Annotated in this window: 15 protein-coding genes and 1 tRNA gene; 5 read left to right on the top strand and 11 right to left on the bottom strand. The window is 55.2% G+C overall.

What is annotated here, in order from left to right; genetic code table 11:
• Positions 1 to 100: 100 nt before the first annotated feature.
• Together ABNH10_RS09640 and ABNH10_RS09635 are read right to left on the bottom strand one after the other, a co-directional pair.
• Positions 101 to 766, bottom strand: coding sequence for a 2OG-Fe(II) oxygenase (locus tag ABNH10_RS09640; RefSeq protein WP_349385745.1), 666 nt, complete (start codon positions 764 to 766; stop codon positions 101 to 103).
• Between the two features lie 50 nt (positions 767 to 816).
• Complete coding sequence (locus ABNH10_RS09635) at positions 817 to 1,284, bottom strand: YbjN domain-containing protein (protein WP_349385744.1); 468 nt, start codon at positions 1,282 to 1,284, stop codon at positions 817 to 819.
• Here ABNH10_RS09635 and ABNH10_RS09630 point away from each other — a divergent pair.
• The 5 genes from ABNH10_RS09630 (at position 1,283) to ABNH10_RS09610 (ending at position 5,327) form a co-directional block, all read left to right on the top strand.
• On the top strand, positions 1,283 to 1,756 hold the full coding sequence (locus tag ABNH10_RS09630; RefSeq protein WP_349385743.1) for a hypothetical protein: 474 nt from the start codon (positions 1,283 to 1,285) through the stop codon (positions 1,754 to 1,756). The genes ABNH10_RS09635 and ABNH10_RS09630 overlap by 2 nt on opposite strands.
• 637 nt (positions 1,757 to 2,393) lie before the next feature.
• A complete protein-coding gene (locus ABNH10_RS09625) occupies positions 2,394 to 2,954 on the top strand; it encodes a PadR family transcriptional regulator (protein ID WP_349385742.1) in 561 nt (186 codons plus the stop codon).
• Positions 2,954 to 3,766 (top strand): DUF1853 family protein, encoded by an 813-nt coding sequence (locus tag ABNH10_RS09620; RefSeq protein WP_349385741.1) that lies wholly within the window; start codon positions 2,954 to 2,956, stop codon positions 3,764 to 3,766. Before ABNH10_RS09625 ends, ABNH10_RS09620 begins: the two co-directional genes overlap by 1 nt.
• Entirely contained in the window at positions 3,763 to 4,797 is a 1,035-nt protein-coding gene (locus ABNH10_RS09615) for a DUF2804 domain-containing protein (RefSeq protein WP_349385740.1), read from the top strand. The genes ABNH10_RS09620 and ABNH10_RS09615 overlap by 4 nt, the downstream gene beginning before the upstream one ends.
• Positions 4,791 to 5,327: a DUF4282 domain-containing protein gene (locus ABNH10_RS09610; protein WP_349385739.1), complete on the top strand. Its 537-nt coding sequence runs from the start codon at positions 4,791 to 4,793 to the stop codon at positions 5,325 to 5,327. Before ABNH10_RS09615 ends, ABNH10_RS09610 begins: the two co-directional genes overlap by 7 nt.
• A gap of 83 nt (positions 5,328 to 5,410) precedes the next feature.
• On the opposite strand, the gene ABNH10_RS09605 is transcribed toward ABNH10_RS09610, so the two are convergent.
• From ABNH10_RS09605 to ABNH10_RS09565, 9 genes are all read right to left on the bottom strand, one after another.
• Positions 5,411 to 7,567 (bottom strand): acetyl-CoA hydrolase/transferase C-terminal domain-containing protein, encoded by a 2,157-nt coding sequence (locus tag ABNH10_RS09605; protein WP_349385738.1) that lies wholly within the window; start codon positions 7,565 to 7,567, stop codon positions 5,411 to 5,413.
• A 42-nt stretch (positions 7,568 to 7,609) separates the two neighbouring features.
• A complete protein-coding gene (locus ABNH10_RS09600; RefSeq protein ID WP_349385737.1) occupies positions 7,610 to 7,939 on the bottom strand; it encodes a DMT family transporter in 330 nt (109 codons plus the stop codon).
• Between the two features lie 43 nt (positions 7,940 to 7,982).
• Positions 7,983 to 9,014 (bottom strand): CobW family GTP-binding protein, encoded by a 1,032-nt coding sequence (locus ABNH10_RS09595; RefSeq protein WP_349385736.1) that lies wholly within the window; start codon positions 9,012 to 9,014, stop codon positions 7,983 to 7,985.
• Positions 9,015 to 9,019: 5 nt separating this feature from the next.
• Entirely contained in the window at positions 9,020 to 10,054 is a 1,035-nt protein-coding gene (gene pyrC, locus ABNH10_RS09590) for a dihydroorotase (protein ID WP_349385735.1), read from the bottom strand.
• A 160-nt stretch (positions 10,055 to 10,214) separates the two neighbouring features.
• Positions 10,215 to 10,304 (bottom strand) — tRNA-Ser (locus ABNH10_RS09585).
• Positions 10,305 to 10,410: 106 nt separating this feature from the next.
• Positions 10,411 to 10,599, bottom strand: a complete 189-nt coding sequence (csrA, locus tag ABNH10_RS09580) for a carbon storage regulator CsrA (protein ID WP_062817490.1) — start codon at positions 10,597 to 10,599, stop codon at positions 10,411 to 10,413.
• A 248-nt stretch (positions 10,600 to 10,847) separates the two neighbouring features.
• Positions 10,848 to 12,074, bottom strand: coding sequence for an aspartate kinase (locus ABNH10_RS09575; RefSeq protein ID WP_349385734.1), 1,227 nt, complete (start codon positions 12,072 to 12,074; stop codon positions 10,848 to 10,850).
• Between the two features lie 156 nt (positions 12,075 to 12,230).
• Entirely contained in the window at positions 12,231 to 14,822 is a 2,592-nt protein-coding gene (alaS, locus tag ABNH10_RS09570; protein ID WP_349385733.1) for an alanine--tRNA ligase, read from the bottom strand.
• A gap of 234 nt (positions 14,823 to 15,056) precedes the next feature.
• Positions 15,057 to 15,824, bottom strand: coding sequence for a sulfite exporter TauE/SafE family protein (locus ABNH10_RS09565; RefSeq protein ID WP_349385732.1), 768 nt, complete (start codon positions 15,822 to 15,824; stop codon positions 15,057 to 15,059).
• Positions 15,825 to 15,976: the final 152 nt, after the last annotated feature.

Raw genomic sequence — 15,976 nt, 5'->3', positions numbered from 1 at the left:
AAGGAGCCGCTGAAAACTCAAGGCAGTGGCTATGACATTGGCATAATAGAGAATAAAGCCCGACGCTCAAGATCGCGAGGCAGCGGAAAGCATCACGGTATCAGCGGGGCGGATCGAGCCAGTCGGCGGTGGTGTTGTTGCGCCGAAACCATCCGGCAATACTGTAGCGTTCCTGGGTCGCTGCCAAGACTTCGTGAGGGATGCTGTCACTCAAGAAAACCACCAAGGTACCCGCACGAGGCTCCACCTCTGTGGCCACGCTGGTTGCGTCCGGTTCAGGCCAGATTCGCAGGCGCCCGCCCCATCCACTTTGCCAGCTTTCATTGAGGTAAAGCACCACAGACAACAATCGCCCATTATTACCGTTAAACGCATCCACATGGCGTTGATAGAAATCCCCCGGCCCATAAATGGCAAAGTGGGACTCCAGCTCGAATAAGCCCATAAACAGATCGCGATTTACCGCCAGACGCAGACTTTCCAGTCCTTCAAATAGCTGGCACTGGGCCAACGAATCGCCTTTCAACCAGCAAGTGCGATCGCTGCGTACCCGAGTATCCTTTTGGCGCGCTTGGCGACGGCCTATGCCGGCAAGATGGAATTCACCGTGCCGATCCTTGTAGCGGGCTTCCTCACGTAGAGCTCCCACCAAAGCGGCAGGGAAATAGTCCGGCGCCACCGCAAATCCATGCCGGGCCAGGCCATCCACCAGACCCTCAAGCGGAGTTGTCCCCGCACCACCCAACAGATCAGCATTATCGTGCACTGGCCGCGCCCTCTCACTGTATGCGCAAACGCCTCAATCCGGCATCTGCGTTAATGCAACGCCCCGCCGGCGTCGGAATCAAAATCATCAGGCCACAACAACCAGCTTTCATCCTGGCATTCATCCAGTAGCTGCGACGTGGCGTCCACCGTCGCTTGGACAAAATAAATAAACTGCTCGAAGGTGACCCCATTGCGGCCCAGTAACAAATCACACACCACCAAGCGAGGCAGGGAATCGTCGTTTACATCCAGAAACAGCTTCACCGACGGGTAAGCCATGTTCAGTCGGCCCAACTCCGCCTGCACTGCAAACAAGGCCGCCGGGCGCACTTCCAACTCACTGGTCAGCAAAATGCCGTCTTCTTCCACAAACAGCCTCGCATCCACCACACCTTCACGGCCCTGTAATTCAGACAAGTGCAGTGCATGACAGTGCTCACAGATGTAGTGCTGAATATTGGCCTGCTGCAACCAGCCTTTTACCTGGTCCGCATCCGCGTTCACGACGCCTAACATGGCATTCTCCTCAGGCCTGCGCTACAGGTATCTTACCGGTCGCGAATCATCTGCCATTCGCTGGGAAAAAGAAATAGCCATTCGCCTGCCACCTTGGGGCATTCATCACCGCATTGTCGCTGGCTATACTGGGGGCGCCCGCACCAAATTGACTGAAAAAACAACAAGAATGGCAACTCCACATGTCGGCTTGCGCTCCAGTGACCGTCAGCACCAGCGAACCGATGCCTTTGTTCAACGGATACACAACGGCGCGAAACGCCCAGTGCCCAGGGCGATGGAAGCTATCACTGCCCCGTTCAGCGAAGAATCACTGACCTCCTTTATCACAGACGCCGTTCAAACCCCTGATCTTTCTCCTGGCATGCCCAACGTGGTTAACATGATCTGCCGCACCCTCAGTAAAACGCCACATCTGATGATCGTCGTAGTACAAAAAAATGAATTTAATGCAGAATCAGGCTGCCACTGACTATATGCTTTAAGTGCTCTCCTGCTACGGAGGGGAGCCACTAGCATGGCACTTTCCCGGTGAGCGATGCGTTCTGCCCTCAAGGTAAAGAACCTCAGCAAAACTTCTTACATGCTCAGTCTTTCAGCAGCGCCACAATCTATAGCCCCTCTGGGGTAACAGAGGAATAATTCGTAGGCGCCCCGGCTAAGGGTATCGAGATATGCCCATCTATCTAAAAAAGTGCAACAACGAGTGTGGGCCAGCCTGAAAAACCCTAGGGGTGTGGCATTAAAGCCTCATTTACAGCTTTGTCGTTAGGAAAAGGCCACCCTGTCCGTCGCGACAGATCACAAGATCTGCTTCTTCCCGCGCTTCAGGCCATGTCGAGAATCGTAACGAGTTTTTAGAGCCCCTTAAAACACGCACGCTTACTCGACGTTGCGCCGACTAGAAAGGCAACGTCGCTTTCCTTTTACCGCTACACACGGCCCACAAAAAGCCCCTATTTAATAACAGATGCTTACACTTACTGGATCCTGTAGGGTAATCCCATCAAGTTTTTACAAAACTACTTATTCAACGGATTGCGCAGCAACTACACAGCTCTCTACTATTCAAACAGGTGTTATCTCACAAAAAAAACGAGGAGTGAGCCGTGTCTTTGCGCCATGCCATACTTGTCCTGTTACAAGACCAAGAAGCCAGTGGTTACGACCTCGCTCGCGAATTTGCCAACAGTATCGGGCTGGTCTGGAACGCCACCCACCAGCAGATTTACCTGGAGCTGGGGAAGCTCAACGATCAGAGCATGGTGAAATACCGCCATATTCCCCAAGATGGCAAACCAGACAAAAAGCTGTACCGAATCACGGATGAAGGGCGCGACGATTTGGTTCGTTGGCTTCGCAAGCCAGCAGCTCCACCTCGGATCCGTGATGCGTTCATGGTAAAAATTGCTGGCGGAAGCATGTCCGACAGCGCCTCCATTATTCAAGAGCTGGACGACCAGGCGGATCTACGCCGTGAGCGGCTGAACACCTTTGAAGCCCTGGCCGCCAAACTGGATGACACCCACCAGGACCGTGACCTGTTCACTTACCTGACCCTACGCCGGGGCATTCTGGATCAACAAGCCTGGCTACACTGGGCCGACGAGGTCCGCAGCGCCCTGAAAAAGCGCGAAGAGCAGCTTTCGTCCGTATCCACCTCGGTGTAATGCCCCATAGTGCAAAAAACACGCTGACCCGTCAGCTTGGCTGGCTAATACAGGCCCCCGCCTTGCTGCGGCGTTCTCCTTTCCGTGATGCCGGCAGTTTGCTGCGACGGGAGTTTCTGGCGGACCCGACGTTACTTCACAGAGCTGCCGAGCAACTACAAACCCAAGCTGCGCCATCACGTTTAGGTTTAATCTTCGAGCTCTGGGTTGCCGCACTGGTGGATGCCAGTACAGGCCTTGAACGCGTGGCGTCCAACCTGCCAGTTCGTGAACAGGGCCGCACCCTGGGCGAGCTGGACATGCTGGTCCGTGACTGTCTTAGCGGAGAACTATGGCATTGGGAGCTAGCGCTCAAATTTTACTTGGCCACCGCCGAGCAGTGGTATGGCCCCAATCGCCATGACACTCTGCACCGCAAAGCTCAACACCTCTATCAACAGCAGCTGCCCCGATCTCGATCAGAGGTGGCCCGCGCTCAGCTAGCAGAACAAGGCTGGGAAATAAACGGCCAGGCCCTGCTAACACGCGGGAGACTCTTCTATCATCACGACACCCCCAGCGAAGGAGAAATGCCGGCTGCTGGCCACGAGCGCGGTTGGTGGCGAACCACCCACGAGTTGGACGAGGGCCCCTGGTCAATCATTGATCGTCCATTCTGGGCGACCCCGTTTATGTCGGACAAAGAGGCAACTTTCGTTGATCGCCTTGCATTGATTAACTATGTTGAAACCCACTCTCGCCCGCTCATGGCCACAAGTCCTCACCATGACCAACCGGGCTTCATCGTACCTGTCAGCTGGCCTAGCCCATGAAATCACAACAACCGCCAGCCTTAGTAAATAATCAAGGCCGTGTTGCTTTCGGCGTATTCCCGCATACCGTTGCCACTATCAACGGCCGTGAGGCGGATTATCGCACCCCCATGGGCAAACCCGCCTCATCCTTTACTCGGCATTTTCATTACAAGCAGTTCCAGTATTTCGGCATTATCAGCGATGAACTGCTGGCCGGTTGCGCATTTGCTGACACGGCCTACCTGGGCATGGCTTTTTTCTATCTGTTTGAGCCGCAAACCGGCGCTCTCCATGAATACACCTGGCGCTCACTGCTAGGCAAAGGGTTGCGCATGTCGAGTTCTCCCCGACAAGGAGAAAGCGTATTTGAGCAAAAGAATGTGGTTATCCGCCTGGGTTATCAGCAGGATGGTGTAGGCGCTCTTAGCAAGAGTCTGACAGTGGAGTTGGATGACCTAACCCTCCATGCCCAGATGGACGAAGGCACAGACTATCAGCCCATGTCTCTGTGCACCCGCACCGGTATTAATGGCTGGGTGTATGCCAATAAAGTAGCAGGTAAAGCCGTCACCGGATCACTGCAGCGCCAAGGCAAGCACACCGACCTGGCCGCCATAGACGCCAGCGGGCACCATGATTTTTCCGCCGGCTATATGCGCCGTGAAACCTTTTGGAATTGGGCCTGTTTGTCCACCCGGGTGGGTGATACCCGCGTCGGGCTGAATCTATCCTGCGGTGTCAATGAGACAACCTTTTCCGAAAACTGCTTGTGGATTGATAATGTCATGGTCCCCACCGGCGGGGTGGTATTTGATTATAATCGTGATGATCTGATGCAGCCTTGGGGTATCCATAGCCTCTGCGGGCGGGTACACCTTCAGTTCACCCCCAACGGGAACCACAAAGAACGCCTTAATCTGGGCCTGTTTGCCAGCAATTTCAGTCAGCTGTTTGGCCACTTCGATGGCGAACTTCGCCTGGATAACGGGCGCCGACTTTGCATCGACCGCCACTACGGTTTTGTCGAGGAGCAATACGCAAAATGGTAGATCAACAACGCAACACCAATGAAGACACCGATCAACAGCCTTCCACACCGGCAACCTTCAATGAAAAAATCCACCGAGGTTACTTCTGGATGGTGCAATACTGGCGCGAACTATTTAACTTCAAGTTCGATAAATACATGATCATTCAGGTCCTACCGGGTGTGTATGGCATCGCTCTGGCCGCCATCGCCCTGGTGCTGATTTATTTGTGTGTGGAAGCGTTTATGGCATCCACTTGGCGCGGCCTTTTTTACTTTTTTATTGCCGCACCACTCACTTTCCTAGTAACCGCCTCGGTATTACGCGCCTTGCTGGAATTTTACATGGTGATGTTCAAGATTTCTGCACACGTGGATGAGCTGGTGGGGTTACGCGACACGGTTGATCGTTTATCCGGCATTAGCGATAGCGTCGACGAAATGGTTTCGGTGACCCGTCGCATTCCTTTCTGGCGCACCCTTTCCAGTAGTGACCGCCCCCGTCCAGACCGAAACATCAGCCCGGAAAACAAAAAGAACGATAACAAGTAACGCCTTCGTCAATGGGGATTAAGGCGGCGTTCTCTGCCGCCACTGCCCGACATCCAACAGGGTGCTGGAACGCCTGTAAAAAATTAGTTTTCCTGTGTGGCCTCCAGCGCAGTCAGCAACAAGCGCTGGAAAATATGCTCTCGAATCCCCTCCGGCTCTTTAAGTTCCATACGTTCCAGTTGCGCCGCAAACTCGGACGGGCTGCCATCATGGAATAACGCCCTGCGCCCCAGTTTCAGGTATTCCTTGTGACTCACTTTTTCTTTCAACCAGGTTAACGCTGTCAACAGGCGTTGCTCGACCCCAGTGAAGTCCGTACCCAACGGAAACAATGGAAAGCTATCCTTACCGCACCGTTCTGCGATTTCGTGCAGATGTTCGGGATTATTACGACGATGCACTTCGGGTATCTGGTAATCCTGGCGCAATTTACCCGCTGCCTGAGCCTGCTCCATCAGCTCTACCTGAAAACGGCTATCGGTCACGTTCAGCATGGCCATCACCACTTCCTCATCGGTCTTACCTCGGAGGTCGGCAACCCCGTATTCGGTGATCACCATATCGCGCAAGTGTCGAGGAATGGTGTTATGACCATAGCTGAATACTACATTGCTCATGGCCTCGCCAGCACGCTCACGCCAAGCTCGTACCATTAGAATGGAACGGGCACCTTCCAGTTCATGGGCCTGGCTGACAAAGTTATACTGCCCGCCTACCCCGCTGAGTACCCTGCCGTTTTCAATCTGATCCGAAGCCACCGCGCCCAGCAAGGTGACGGTGAACGCAGTATTCACAAAGCGGGCATCCTGGCGCTGAAAGCGTTTCAGTGTTTCATCACCATACAAGTGATTGATGAAACTGATCCGAGTCATATTAATCCGGGCGCGCTCCTCCTTACTCATCTCCCGCAGGCGCGCATAGAAATCACGGGGGCCCAGGAAAAAGCCACCATGCATGACCACCCCCCCAACCAAACGCTCACCGAACACCGCTTTCAGGGCCTCACGGGTGGTGCGATCATCCAGGTCATTGGCCACCGTCACCCCATTGGGCAACTGTAATTCACCCCCGTGCTTGGTAATTTCATTACGAAAAATGCCAAACCGTTTCAGCGTACGCAATTGCTCCTTATCCAGCCGCCGACTGATTGCTGACTGTTCTCGCAGGGCATCCAGTAGTGCCAGCCCCGGGGTGGCCGGGTTATGCATTTCCAACCGTTGCAGTGGCGCCCAGTCATACACAGGACGACGAATAATGCCGTCATCAATCAGCGTCAGCAGCCCGTGGGTCATCATTTCGCTACAGCCATAGAGGCCCTCACGGAAAACACCGGTGCCACCCTCTTGTTCGATCAGGGCCTCATGCTCCGGCGGCACCGCCCAGCCTTTTACTGCCTTCAGGTAACGGGGGTTATCCTGATCACGCAAACGCAAGTGATGCACCAGCGCATCGCCCAATGCCCCAATACCGATTTGCAATGTACCGCCATCGCACACCAGAGTACTGGCGTGCAGCCCAACGAAATGATCCTGAATATTCACCGGCATGTTCGGCGTACTGAACAGGCGGGTGTGTCCTTGCGGATCATCTACCAACAGATCCATTTCGGGCAGCCAATCCTCCACCTGAGCATCGTTTTCCATAAACGGCAGATCCCGATGCACCTGGCCCACGGCCAAAATGGTTTCACCGGCTTCACGGCGCGCCTTTAACAACGGCATAAGGTCGAGAGTGACTTCTGGATTGCAGGAAAAACTGTATTCATCGTTGCCGTCTACCTGACGGTGCGCCAACAACTGTGCCACCACATTCACGCCCCGCGCATTGAGGTCTCGTGCCACGTGAGTGTAGTTACTGCTAATGTAATGTTGTTGCGCCACATCGCAGCCCAGTATGCTGCCGGGCTGCACAAAAAACTCGAATACTCGAATATTGGCAGGCAGGTTTCCACGTTTCTGCGCGGCCAAATAGGTTAACTCTTCGTAGTCAGCAAAAAGCCGATCGGCAAACGGATTAAGAAAACGCTTTTCCAGATCGCTGCCGGCACTGGGCTTGCTCAGAGATAAAGCCGTATAGATATCAAGGCTCAAGCGTGTGTCCGCTTCCACACGGGCGTAGAGCGCATTCACAAACCGGTTGGGCTTACCCAGCCCAAGCGGCATGGCCAGGCGAATTTCGCCACCAGTGGCCTCAATAACCCGATCCACCGCCAGCTCTACCTGATTGATTCGATCCGTCACAACATCTCCTTGTATTTAATCGGCTTACTGACCCAGAGCGTCTCAATGGCTGGCCGTATTAGAGACCAGCGTGACCAACACCACGCCCGTAATAATACAACCCATACCCACCATGGCAGGCAAGTCAGGGAGCTGCTTGAAAAACACCGCTCCCACCAACGCAATCAGTACGATACCCACTCCTGCCCAAACCGCATAGGCGATACCCATGGGAATGGTGCGCAAGGCTAGGGAAAGGGCATAAAACGCAATGGTATAGCCCACTACGGTAATCACCGAAGGCCACAATCGAGTGAAGCCCTGAGAGGCATTCAGTGCCGACGTGGCGACGACTTCCGCCACGATGGCCAGGGACAAATAGAGGTAACCCATAAAACTCTGCCGCTATAAAGGCGCTTTGGTTAGGGCTGGCGGTTCACGCCGAAGTCGTCAGCAACTGCTCCAACAATGCCTGCCAGTGTGCCAGTTGTTCGCCCGCAAAGTCAGCCTGATTGTGTCGCACAATCAGCACCAGTCGCGAGTCACCGTCTTGGTCAGGCCAATCGTTCAATGGTGTCATCTCCGGGGCCTGCCCCGCCACCCATTGCACCAGCAAAGGGCCATCCAGGCCGCTTACCTGCAGCAGCCCTTTCACCCGCACCAACGCTTCACCGCATTGCTCTTGTAACTGCTGCAGAGCGGCTTGCCACAGCGCCCAACTCAGTCCATAGGGCCAGCGCAAGGAAGCACTAAATAAGTTATGCCGACCCTGACTCTGCACCGGGCGACTCACCAACCCGGATACTGCAGGCGCAGCAGCATCCGCCACCAGCGAAAACAGACCCGTCACCCGACAGCGTCGCTCAAAAGCGTTATCCAGCAATTGCGAACCGGGATCATCGTTGTCCAATCGATATTGCCGTGCGGTCGCATTCAACTCCCGCAACTGCGACTGTAACCGTTGTAGCGAACCCTCATCGGCCTGCTCTACCTTGGAAAGCAGCAACACATCTGCAGCGTGGATTTGCTCGAGCACTTCTGGGTGGCGGGCAAGCGCATCGGTACCGGCCAGGGTATCCACCACAGTCAATACAGACTGACAGAAAAAGCGTTTTTTTAACCAGAGATCCTGCTCCAGTGGAGAAATCACCCCAAAGGGGTCCGCCGCTCCCGTGGTTTCAATCACCACAGTTTCAAAGGCAGGAATGTCGCCGCTCTTGCGAGCCATGAACAGGTTGCGCAATGTGGTGGACAAGGAGCCCTGAATCACGCAGCACAAGCAGCCCCCAGCCAGCAGCGACACCGGCACATCTTGGCGACCAGTAAGGTACTGGTCGATGCCAATATCACCCAGTTCATTGATGATCAAGGCAATGTTCTTTCGTTCGCGCAACCAACGATTAAGCAGTGTGGTTTTACCGCTACCTAGAAAGCCGGTCAGCACTACAACCGGAATGCGTGGTTCCATGGCGCTCAACCCAGCGACCAGGGCAGCTGCTCGCCGGCAAAGAAAGGCACCACCGGCTCACCTGCTGCATCGATTACCGTAGGCACAGACCAAGATTTGCGCACCAAGGTTACGGTATCAGTGTGGCGAGGCAGTCGATAGAAATCCGCACCGAAATGGCTGGCAAATCCTTCCAGCTTGTCCAGCGCATTGTGTTGCTCAAGGAAGGTCGTATAGAGCGGCAATGCCGCACGAGCAGAGTAACAACCGGCACAACCGCAGGCCGCTTCTTTCTTAGTGCGTGCATGGGGGGCAGAATCAGTGCCCAGGAAGAAACGGCTATTGCCTTCAATCACCGCTTTCTGAATCGCTTCTTGATGCAGGCGACGCTTGAGAATCGGCAGGCAGTAATTGTGCGGGCGCACGCCTCCCACCAGTAAATCATTGCGGTTCATCAGAAGATGCTGAGGCGTGACCGTCGCCGCCGTAAGCGCATTCGCCTCGCGCACAAAGTTAACGCCTTCTGCCGTTGTCACATGTTCAAAAACAATCCGCAATGCTGGAAATTGGTCACGGATATCCGCCAGGTATTGGTCGATGAATACTCGCTCCCGATCAAAAATATCGACCTCTGCATCGGTGACCTCACCATGCACCAGCAGCGGCACATCGTGCTTCTCCATGGCTTCGTAGAGATGCGTAATTTTGCCCGGATCGGTCACCCCGCTGTCGGAGTTGGTGGTGGCCCCCGCTGGATAGAGCTTGAACGCATGAACATAATCACTGTTCGCGGCGCGCTCTACTTCCTGCACCGGAGTGCTGTCCGTGAGGTACAACACCATCAACGGCTCAAAGTTCACCCCAGCCGGCACCTGCGCCAGAATCCGCTCACGGTACTCGGCGGCCTCGGCCACGGTATTCACCGGCGGTGTCAGATTAGGCATGACAATGGCCCGGCCAAACACCTTTGCCGTGGCAGGCACCGTCTCCGCTAACAAATCGCCGTCGCGAAAGTGCAAGTGCCAATCGTCAGGGCGAGCAATAGTCAGGGAGTCGGTCATGGGATCACCTTTTACCATGGAAATGGGGGCAGCGGTTCGGGAGCCTAGTGTAGCGCAAGTTCAGGACTAGGCGGAGCCAGGAAAGCCAATGCAAAGCAGGAGCAGCGCCAGCGGAAACAATACAAAAAAAGCCCCGCTTTGCGGGGCTTTTTTGGAAATATGGCGGAGAGGGCGGGATTCGAACCCGCGATACAGTTTCCCGTATGGCTCCTTAGCAGGGAGCTGGTTTCAGCCACTCACCCACCTCTCCGGAATGCAGTATTGCTTGGGGTTTGAGGGTTAGCGCTCTTAATCGGCGCTGCCTTCAAACTCGCCGCGCATGATAACGACTTTGCGGACAAAATACAGCCCAAAAATCAGGCAGACTCACCATCTGGTGATTTTTCGTGCTGAATTCGTTGATAAATCTCTTCACGGTGTACTGCAACTTCTTTTGGCGCATTCACACCAATACGAACTTGATTACCTTTTACACCCAACACAGTGACGGTGACTTCGTCACCCACCATCAAGGTTTCACCAACTCGACGCGTAAGAATTAACATTATGATTCCCTCCTGGGGTCCTTTCATTTCCGTGAGCGCTTTCCGTACCTAAGGCTCGCGGGTTGCCGTCCTTGACGACTCCTTGGTGCGGAGACCTTTACCCACCCCTGGCACGGGGCCGGTAGTATGCCTGAATCACATTCTCAAGTCTTGCCGTGAAAGGGGCTGGAGCCACCGGTCGTCGCCCCATACCTCCCCTAGGGTATGCCGGGCACCACCTACACAATAGCAGGAGGTGCCCTGGTGAATCAGGCGCTCGGCTGATCCAGCTCGAAGGCGGAGTGCAGGGCACGGACTGCCAGCTCCAGGTACTTCTCGGCAATTACCACAGACACCTTGATTTCAGAGGTGGAGATCATTTCGATATTGACGCCTTCGGTAGCAAGCGCTTCAAACATTTTGGACGCCACGCCAGCATGAGAACGCATGCCCACACCCACCAAAGAGACTTTGGCAATCTTGTCATCGCCGATGATTTCCGGGTTACCCAGCTCTTCAGACGCATTGCGCAGGGCTTCCTGAGCGCGGGCGAAATCGTTGCGATGCACAGTAAAAGTGAAGTCGGCAGCACCGTCTTTGCCTACGTTCTGCACGATCATGTCCACTTCGATGTTTTCTGCGCTCACCGGGCCGAGGATTTTGTAGGCAATACCCGGGGTGTCCGGGGCGCCACGCACGATGATCTTGGCTTCATCACGGGTAAAGGCAATTCCGGAGATTACCGGCTTTTCCATATCAACCTCGTCTTCGACGGTAATAAGAGTCCCAGGGCCATCCTGGAAACTGGACAAAACACGTAGCGGCACATTGTATTTGCCGGCGAATTCCACAGAGCGGATTTGCAGAACTTTGGAGCCTTGGCTGGCCATTTCCAGCATTTCCTCGAAGGTAATGCTGTCTAGGCGGCGGGCGTTATCCACTACTCGCGGGTCGGTGGTGTAAACACCATCCACATCGGTGTAAATCTGGCACTCATCCGCCTTCAGTGCAGCAGCCAACGCCACAGCGGTGGTATCGGAGCCACCCCGGCCCAGCGTAGTAATGTTGCCGTCATTATCCACACCTTGGAAACCCGCCACGACCACCACACTGCCACCATCCAGATCGGCGCGAACCTTCTTGTCGTCGATCTCTTCGATGCGGGCCTTGGAGTAGGTATTGTCCGTGCGCAGAGGAATCTGGCTGCCTGTGTAGGAGCGGGCATTGAGGCCTTGCTTCTGCAGCGCCATGGACAACAGGGCGATAGTGACTTGCTCGCCGGTAGAGACCAGCACGTCCATTTCCCGTGGAGAGGGGTTGTCGGTAACGCCGTTGGCCAGCTCGATGAGCCGGTTGGTTTCCCCACTCATTGCGGAAACCACGACGACCACTTGGTCACCCCGTTTGTGAAAGCCCGCTACCTTCTCGGCAACGGCCTGGATGCGTTCGACTGTACCTACCGAGGTACCGCCGTATTTCTGCACGATAAGAGCCATAAAGTCGCTTTTTCTGCAAAAAGGAGCGCGCAACTATACCAGACACACGCCACTATTTCATGTTCAGGTGGTATAACGGGACGAATTTGAGCTACGTTCCGTCATCAAAGTGGGTTTTATTGGCCAAAAATATCCCGTATTAACGGCCCAACCACCCTACTCCGCCACCCAGCCCTTTACACTTTCCAGCGCCCGGGGCAGTGCAGCGGGATTATTACCGCCACCCTGGGCCATATCCGGGCGACCACCGCCGCGACCATCCACTTGCTCGGCCACAAACTTGAGCAGATCACCCGCTTTGTATTTGGCGGTCAGGTCCTTGGTAACACCGGCCACCAAAGCCACTTTTTCGCCTTCCACTGCTGCCAGCACAATCACCGCGGAGCCCAACTTGTCTTTCAGCTTGTCCATGGTAACCCGCAGAGTTTTGCCATCGGCACCATCAATTTGCGTCGCCAGCACCTTTACACCATTAACATCTTGCACTTCACTGGTCAGGTCACCACCGGCGCCGCTGGCCAATTTCTGTTTGAGACGCTCGATCTCTTTTTCCAGTTCACGGACTTTCTGTGCCTGGTTACGCACGCGATCAGCAGCATTATCCGGCGAGCTTTTCACCGTGGCCGCAATCTCGCTAAGGGCGCGCTCTTGCTGACGCATCACCGCTAGTGCATGCTCACCGGTCACCGCTTCAATGCGGCGCACACCCGCCGCTGCGGAGGCTTCCAGAGTAATGCGAAATAGCCCAATATCACCGGTGCGGTTTACGTGGGTACCGCCACACAATTCTTTGGAAAAACCGTCACTGCCCATGCTTAGCACACGCACCTGATCATCGTATTTCTCACCAAACAGCGCCATGGCACCAGCTTCACGGGCAGATTCAATATCCATCAACTCTGTGGTTACCGCAGTGTTGGCGAGAATCTGACGATTCACCAGAATTTCGATCTCTTCGCGCTGAGCTTCGCTGACCGACTCGCCATGAGAGAAATCGAACCGCAGATAGTCCGCCGACACCAACGAGCCTTTCTGCTGTACATGCTCGCCCAGCACGTCGCGCAGGGCAGCGTGCATAAGGTGGGTGGCGGAATGGTTACGCATCACCGCACGACGACGATCCACATCCACGCAGGCCGACACCTTGCCACCAATGGTCAAGCTGCCGCTTACCTGCTTGCCCACATGCACATGTGCTGCCTGGCGCTTACGGGTATCGGTGACCATGAAGCGGGCTTCACCCGCAATTAGAGCACCGGTATCACCCACCTGCCCCCCGGATTCCGCATAAAACGGTGTACGAGCCAGCACGACCATGCCTTCTTCGCCAGCATTGAGGCTGTCCACAGCGTGGCCGTCCTTGTATAAAGCAACCACAGGATTATCATCGGCCAATTTCTCGTAACCGGAAAAGTCGGTTATCGCATCGATATTCAGACGGTCGCTGTAATCATTGGCAAAGCTACCGGCACCACGGGCCCGCTCTCGCTGGGCAGCCATGGCGGCCTCAAACCCGTCCATATCCACGCTCAACTCACGTTCACGGGCTACATCCGCGGTTAGGTCCGGCGGAAAACCATGGGTATCGTAGAGGTTAAACAGCACTTCACCGGGCAACACCCTGCCATCAAGCTGCTCAATGGCGCTTTCCAGTACTTTCATGCCCGCAGCCAAGGTGCGGCCAAATTGCTCTTCTTCGGCCAGTAGGGCCTTTTCAATTCTCGCCTGCTCACGACCCAGCTCCGGGTAGGCCTCACCCATCTCCGCCACCAGTGCGGCCACCAAGGTGGAAAAGAACGGCTTGTCCTGCCCCAGCTTGTGGCCATGACGCAGGGCGCGACGAATGATGCGACGCAGAACATAGCCACGGCCTTCGTTGGAAGGAATCACCCCGTCACAAATCAGAAAACTGGCTGAACGAATATGATCTGCGATCACGCGCAGGGATTTCTCTTCCAGATCAGTACAGCCCGTGGCCTTGGCCGCGGCTTGCAACAATGCCTGAAACAGATCGATCTCGTAGTTGGAATGTACGCCCTGCAACACTGCGGCAATGCGCTCCAGGCCCATGCCGGTATCGACACTGGGTTTAGGCAGAGGCTGCAGTTCACCATCCGGCTGACGGTCATACTGCATGAACACCAGGTTCCATATCTCGATATAGCGATCCAGATCCTCATCTGCAGAACCCGGTGGGCCACCGGGCACATCGGCGCCGTGGTCATAAAAAATTTCAGAGCTGGGGCCGCATGGGCCGGTATCGCCCATTTGCCAAAAGTTGTCTTCGTCGAGCCGCGAGAAGCGCTCGGCACTGACTCCCATTTCTTTTAGCCAGATATCAGCGGCTTCATCGTCGGAAACATGCACAGTAACCCACAGCCGCTCTTCCGGTAGCCCCAAGGTGCCAGTGAGGAATTCCCAGGCAAACTTGATCGCTTCGCGCTTGAAATAGTCCCCGAAGCTGAAGTTACCCAGCATCTCGAAGAAGGTGTGATGCCGCGCCGTATACCCCACGTTTTCCAGGTCATTGTGCTTACCGCCGGCGCGGACACAGCGCTGGGAGCTTGTAGCACGAGTGTAATCCCGGGACTCACGTCCCAGAAAAACATCCTTGAACTGGTTCATGCCCGCGTTAGTAAACAACAGTGTCGGGTCATTAGTAGGCACCAGTGAGGAGGAGGACACCTTGGTGTGCCCCTGGCTGGCAAAATAATCCAGAAAGGCCTGGCGTAATTCAGCACTTTTCATAAGAGAAACGTTTTCTTGGCTGGCGGTCAGAGGCGCCGAGTATACCGCCCTCAAGGCGTGGTTGCGATGGTGACAAGTTAACCTGAAGCAACAAGCCCCAAGCGGCAACAAAGAAGCATCAGCTGTGAGGCTGACAGACCCGGGCCGCGTACAAACCTGAGAGGAAAAGTACGGTCATAAGCGCTATCGGTTCACCCTCTTTCTTCTCGCCCATTATGGCTTGTGGCTTGAAACTTACCCCTTGATTGCCGCGGCCAGGCATACTGCCAACACCATCACCAGCAAAATACGCTTGAGCACACGTGGGGACACGGCGTGAGCAAAGTTGACCCCAAGCCGAACGCCAATCAGACTACCCGCCGCAACCACCAGCCCAGGCAACCAGGCCACCTGCCCCCGGGCCACAAAGATAGCCAGCGCTAATATGGTGAAGCTGCCCGTGATAGCCAGTTTCAGCGCATTACTGCGTAGCAGGTCGTAACGTAACTGCCCGGCGAGCACCGCCAGTAGCACGAAGCCCACGCCCGCCTGAACAAACCCCCCATAGGCTCCAGCGAAAAACAGCCCTATCCAACCCGACAGGCTGGTATTAGGAGACAATGGCACTGAGTTCGGGTCCGGTGACATCTGCGACGGGCGCAACACCATAAGTAACGCGACCACCACCAGCGTAATTAGAAGCACAGGCTTAAGAATGGTTTCAGGAAGGAAGGCTGCTGCCAGCGCCCCCACCAATGTTCCCAGCAAGCTCGGCACCAATATGGCGGGTAGATCGGCAAAGGGCATAGAGCCCCGTTTATTGAATTGGCGCACCGCTTCCGCGCTTTGAATCAACACTGCAACGCGCATGGTGCCGTTGGCCAGTGCCGCGCCCATACCGCTGAGCATTAGCAGTGGCAAGATCAGCAAACCGCCGCCACCTGCCAGAGTATTGATAAAACCTGCCAACACACCGGCGCCTAGCATGGCAGCCACCAGCCAAGGATCAGACAGGTATTCCATGGGAAATCTCACACACGCATTAAAAACGCAGAATACGCCGCCAAGAAGATGCCCACCAGAGCACAACACATATACTCCCCACCAATCGCATTCCCACGCAAGAAGTATGAGCAGCGCTAGCGGTGCGCCCCACTAAGGGTATCCCTGTGCGT

Source organism: Alcanivorax sp. (assembly GCF_040119285.1).
GTDB lineage: Bacteria > Pseudomonadota > Gammaproteobacteria > Pseudomonadales > Alcanivoracaceae > Alcanivorax.
The sequence above is the reverse complement of the archived record's forward strand: the minus strand, read 5'-3'. Positions and strand labels throughout refer to the sequence as shown.

Excerpts from the sequence above, each read along its gene's own strand:
- ABNH10_RS09595 (WP_349385736.1), bottom strand. The coding sequence starts at position 9,014 with ATGGAACCACGCATTCCGGTTGTAGTGCTGACCGGCTTTCTAGGTAGC.
- ABNH10_RS09620 (WP_349385741.1), top strand. The coding sequence starts at position 2,954 with ATGCCCCATAGTGCAAAAAACACGCTGACCCGTCAGCTTGGCTGGCTA.
- ABNH10_RS09575 (WP_349385734.1), bottom strand. The coding sequence starts at position 12,074 with ATGGCTCTTATCGTGCAGAAATACGGCGGTACCTCGGTAGGTACAGTC.
- ABNH10_RS09600 (WP_349385737.1), bottom strand. The coding sequence starts at position 7,939 with ATGGGTTACCTCTATTTGTCCCTGGCCATCGTGGCGGAAGTCGTCGCC.
- csrA (WP_062817490.1), bottom strand. The coding sequence starts at position 10,599 with ATGTTAATTCTTACGCGTCGAGTTGGTGAAACCTTGATGGTGGGTGAC.
- ABNH10_RS09610 (WP_349385739.1), top strand. The coding sequence starts at position 4,791 with ATGGTAGATCAACAACGCAACACCAATGAAGACACCGATCAACAGCCT.
- pyrC (WP_349385735.1), bottom strand. The coding sequence starts at position 10,054 with ATGACCGACTCCCTGACTATTGCTCGCCCTGACGATTGGCACTTGCAC.
- alaS (WP_349385733.1), bottom strand. The coding sequence starts at position 14,822 with ATGAAAAGTGCTGAATTACGCCAGGCCTTTCTGGATTATTTTGCCAGC.
- ABNH10_RS09565 (WP_349385732.1), bottom strand. The coding sequence starts at position 15,824 with ATGGAATACCTGTCTGATCCTTGGCTGGTGGCTGCCATGCTAGGCGCC.
- ABNH10_RS09630 (WP_349385743.1), top strand. The coding sequence starts at position 1,283 with ATGGCATTCTCCTCAGGCCTGCGCTACAGGTATCTTACCGGTCGCGAA.
- ABNH10_RS09635 (WP_349385744.1), bottom strand. The coding sequence starts at position 1,284 with ATGTTAGGCGTCGTGAACGCGGATGCGGACCAGGTAAAAGGCTGGTTG.
- ABNH10_RS09615 (WP_349385740.1), top strand. The coding sequence starts at position 3,763 with ATGAAATCACAACAACCGCCAGCCTTAGTAAATAATCAAGGCCGTGTT.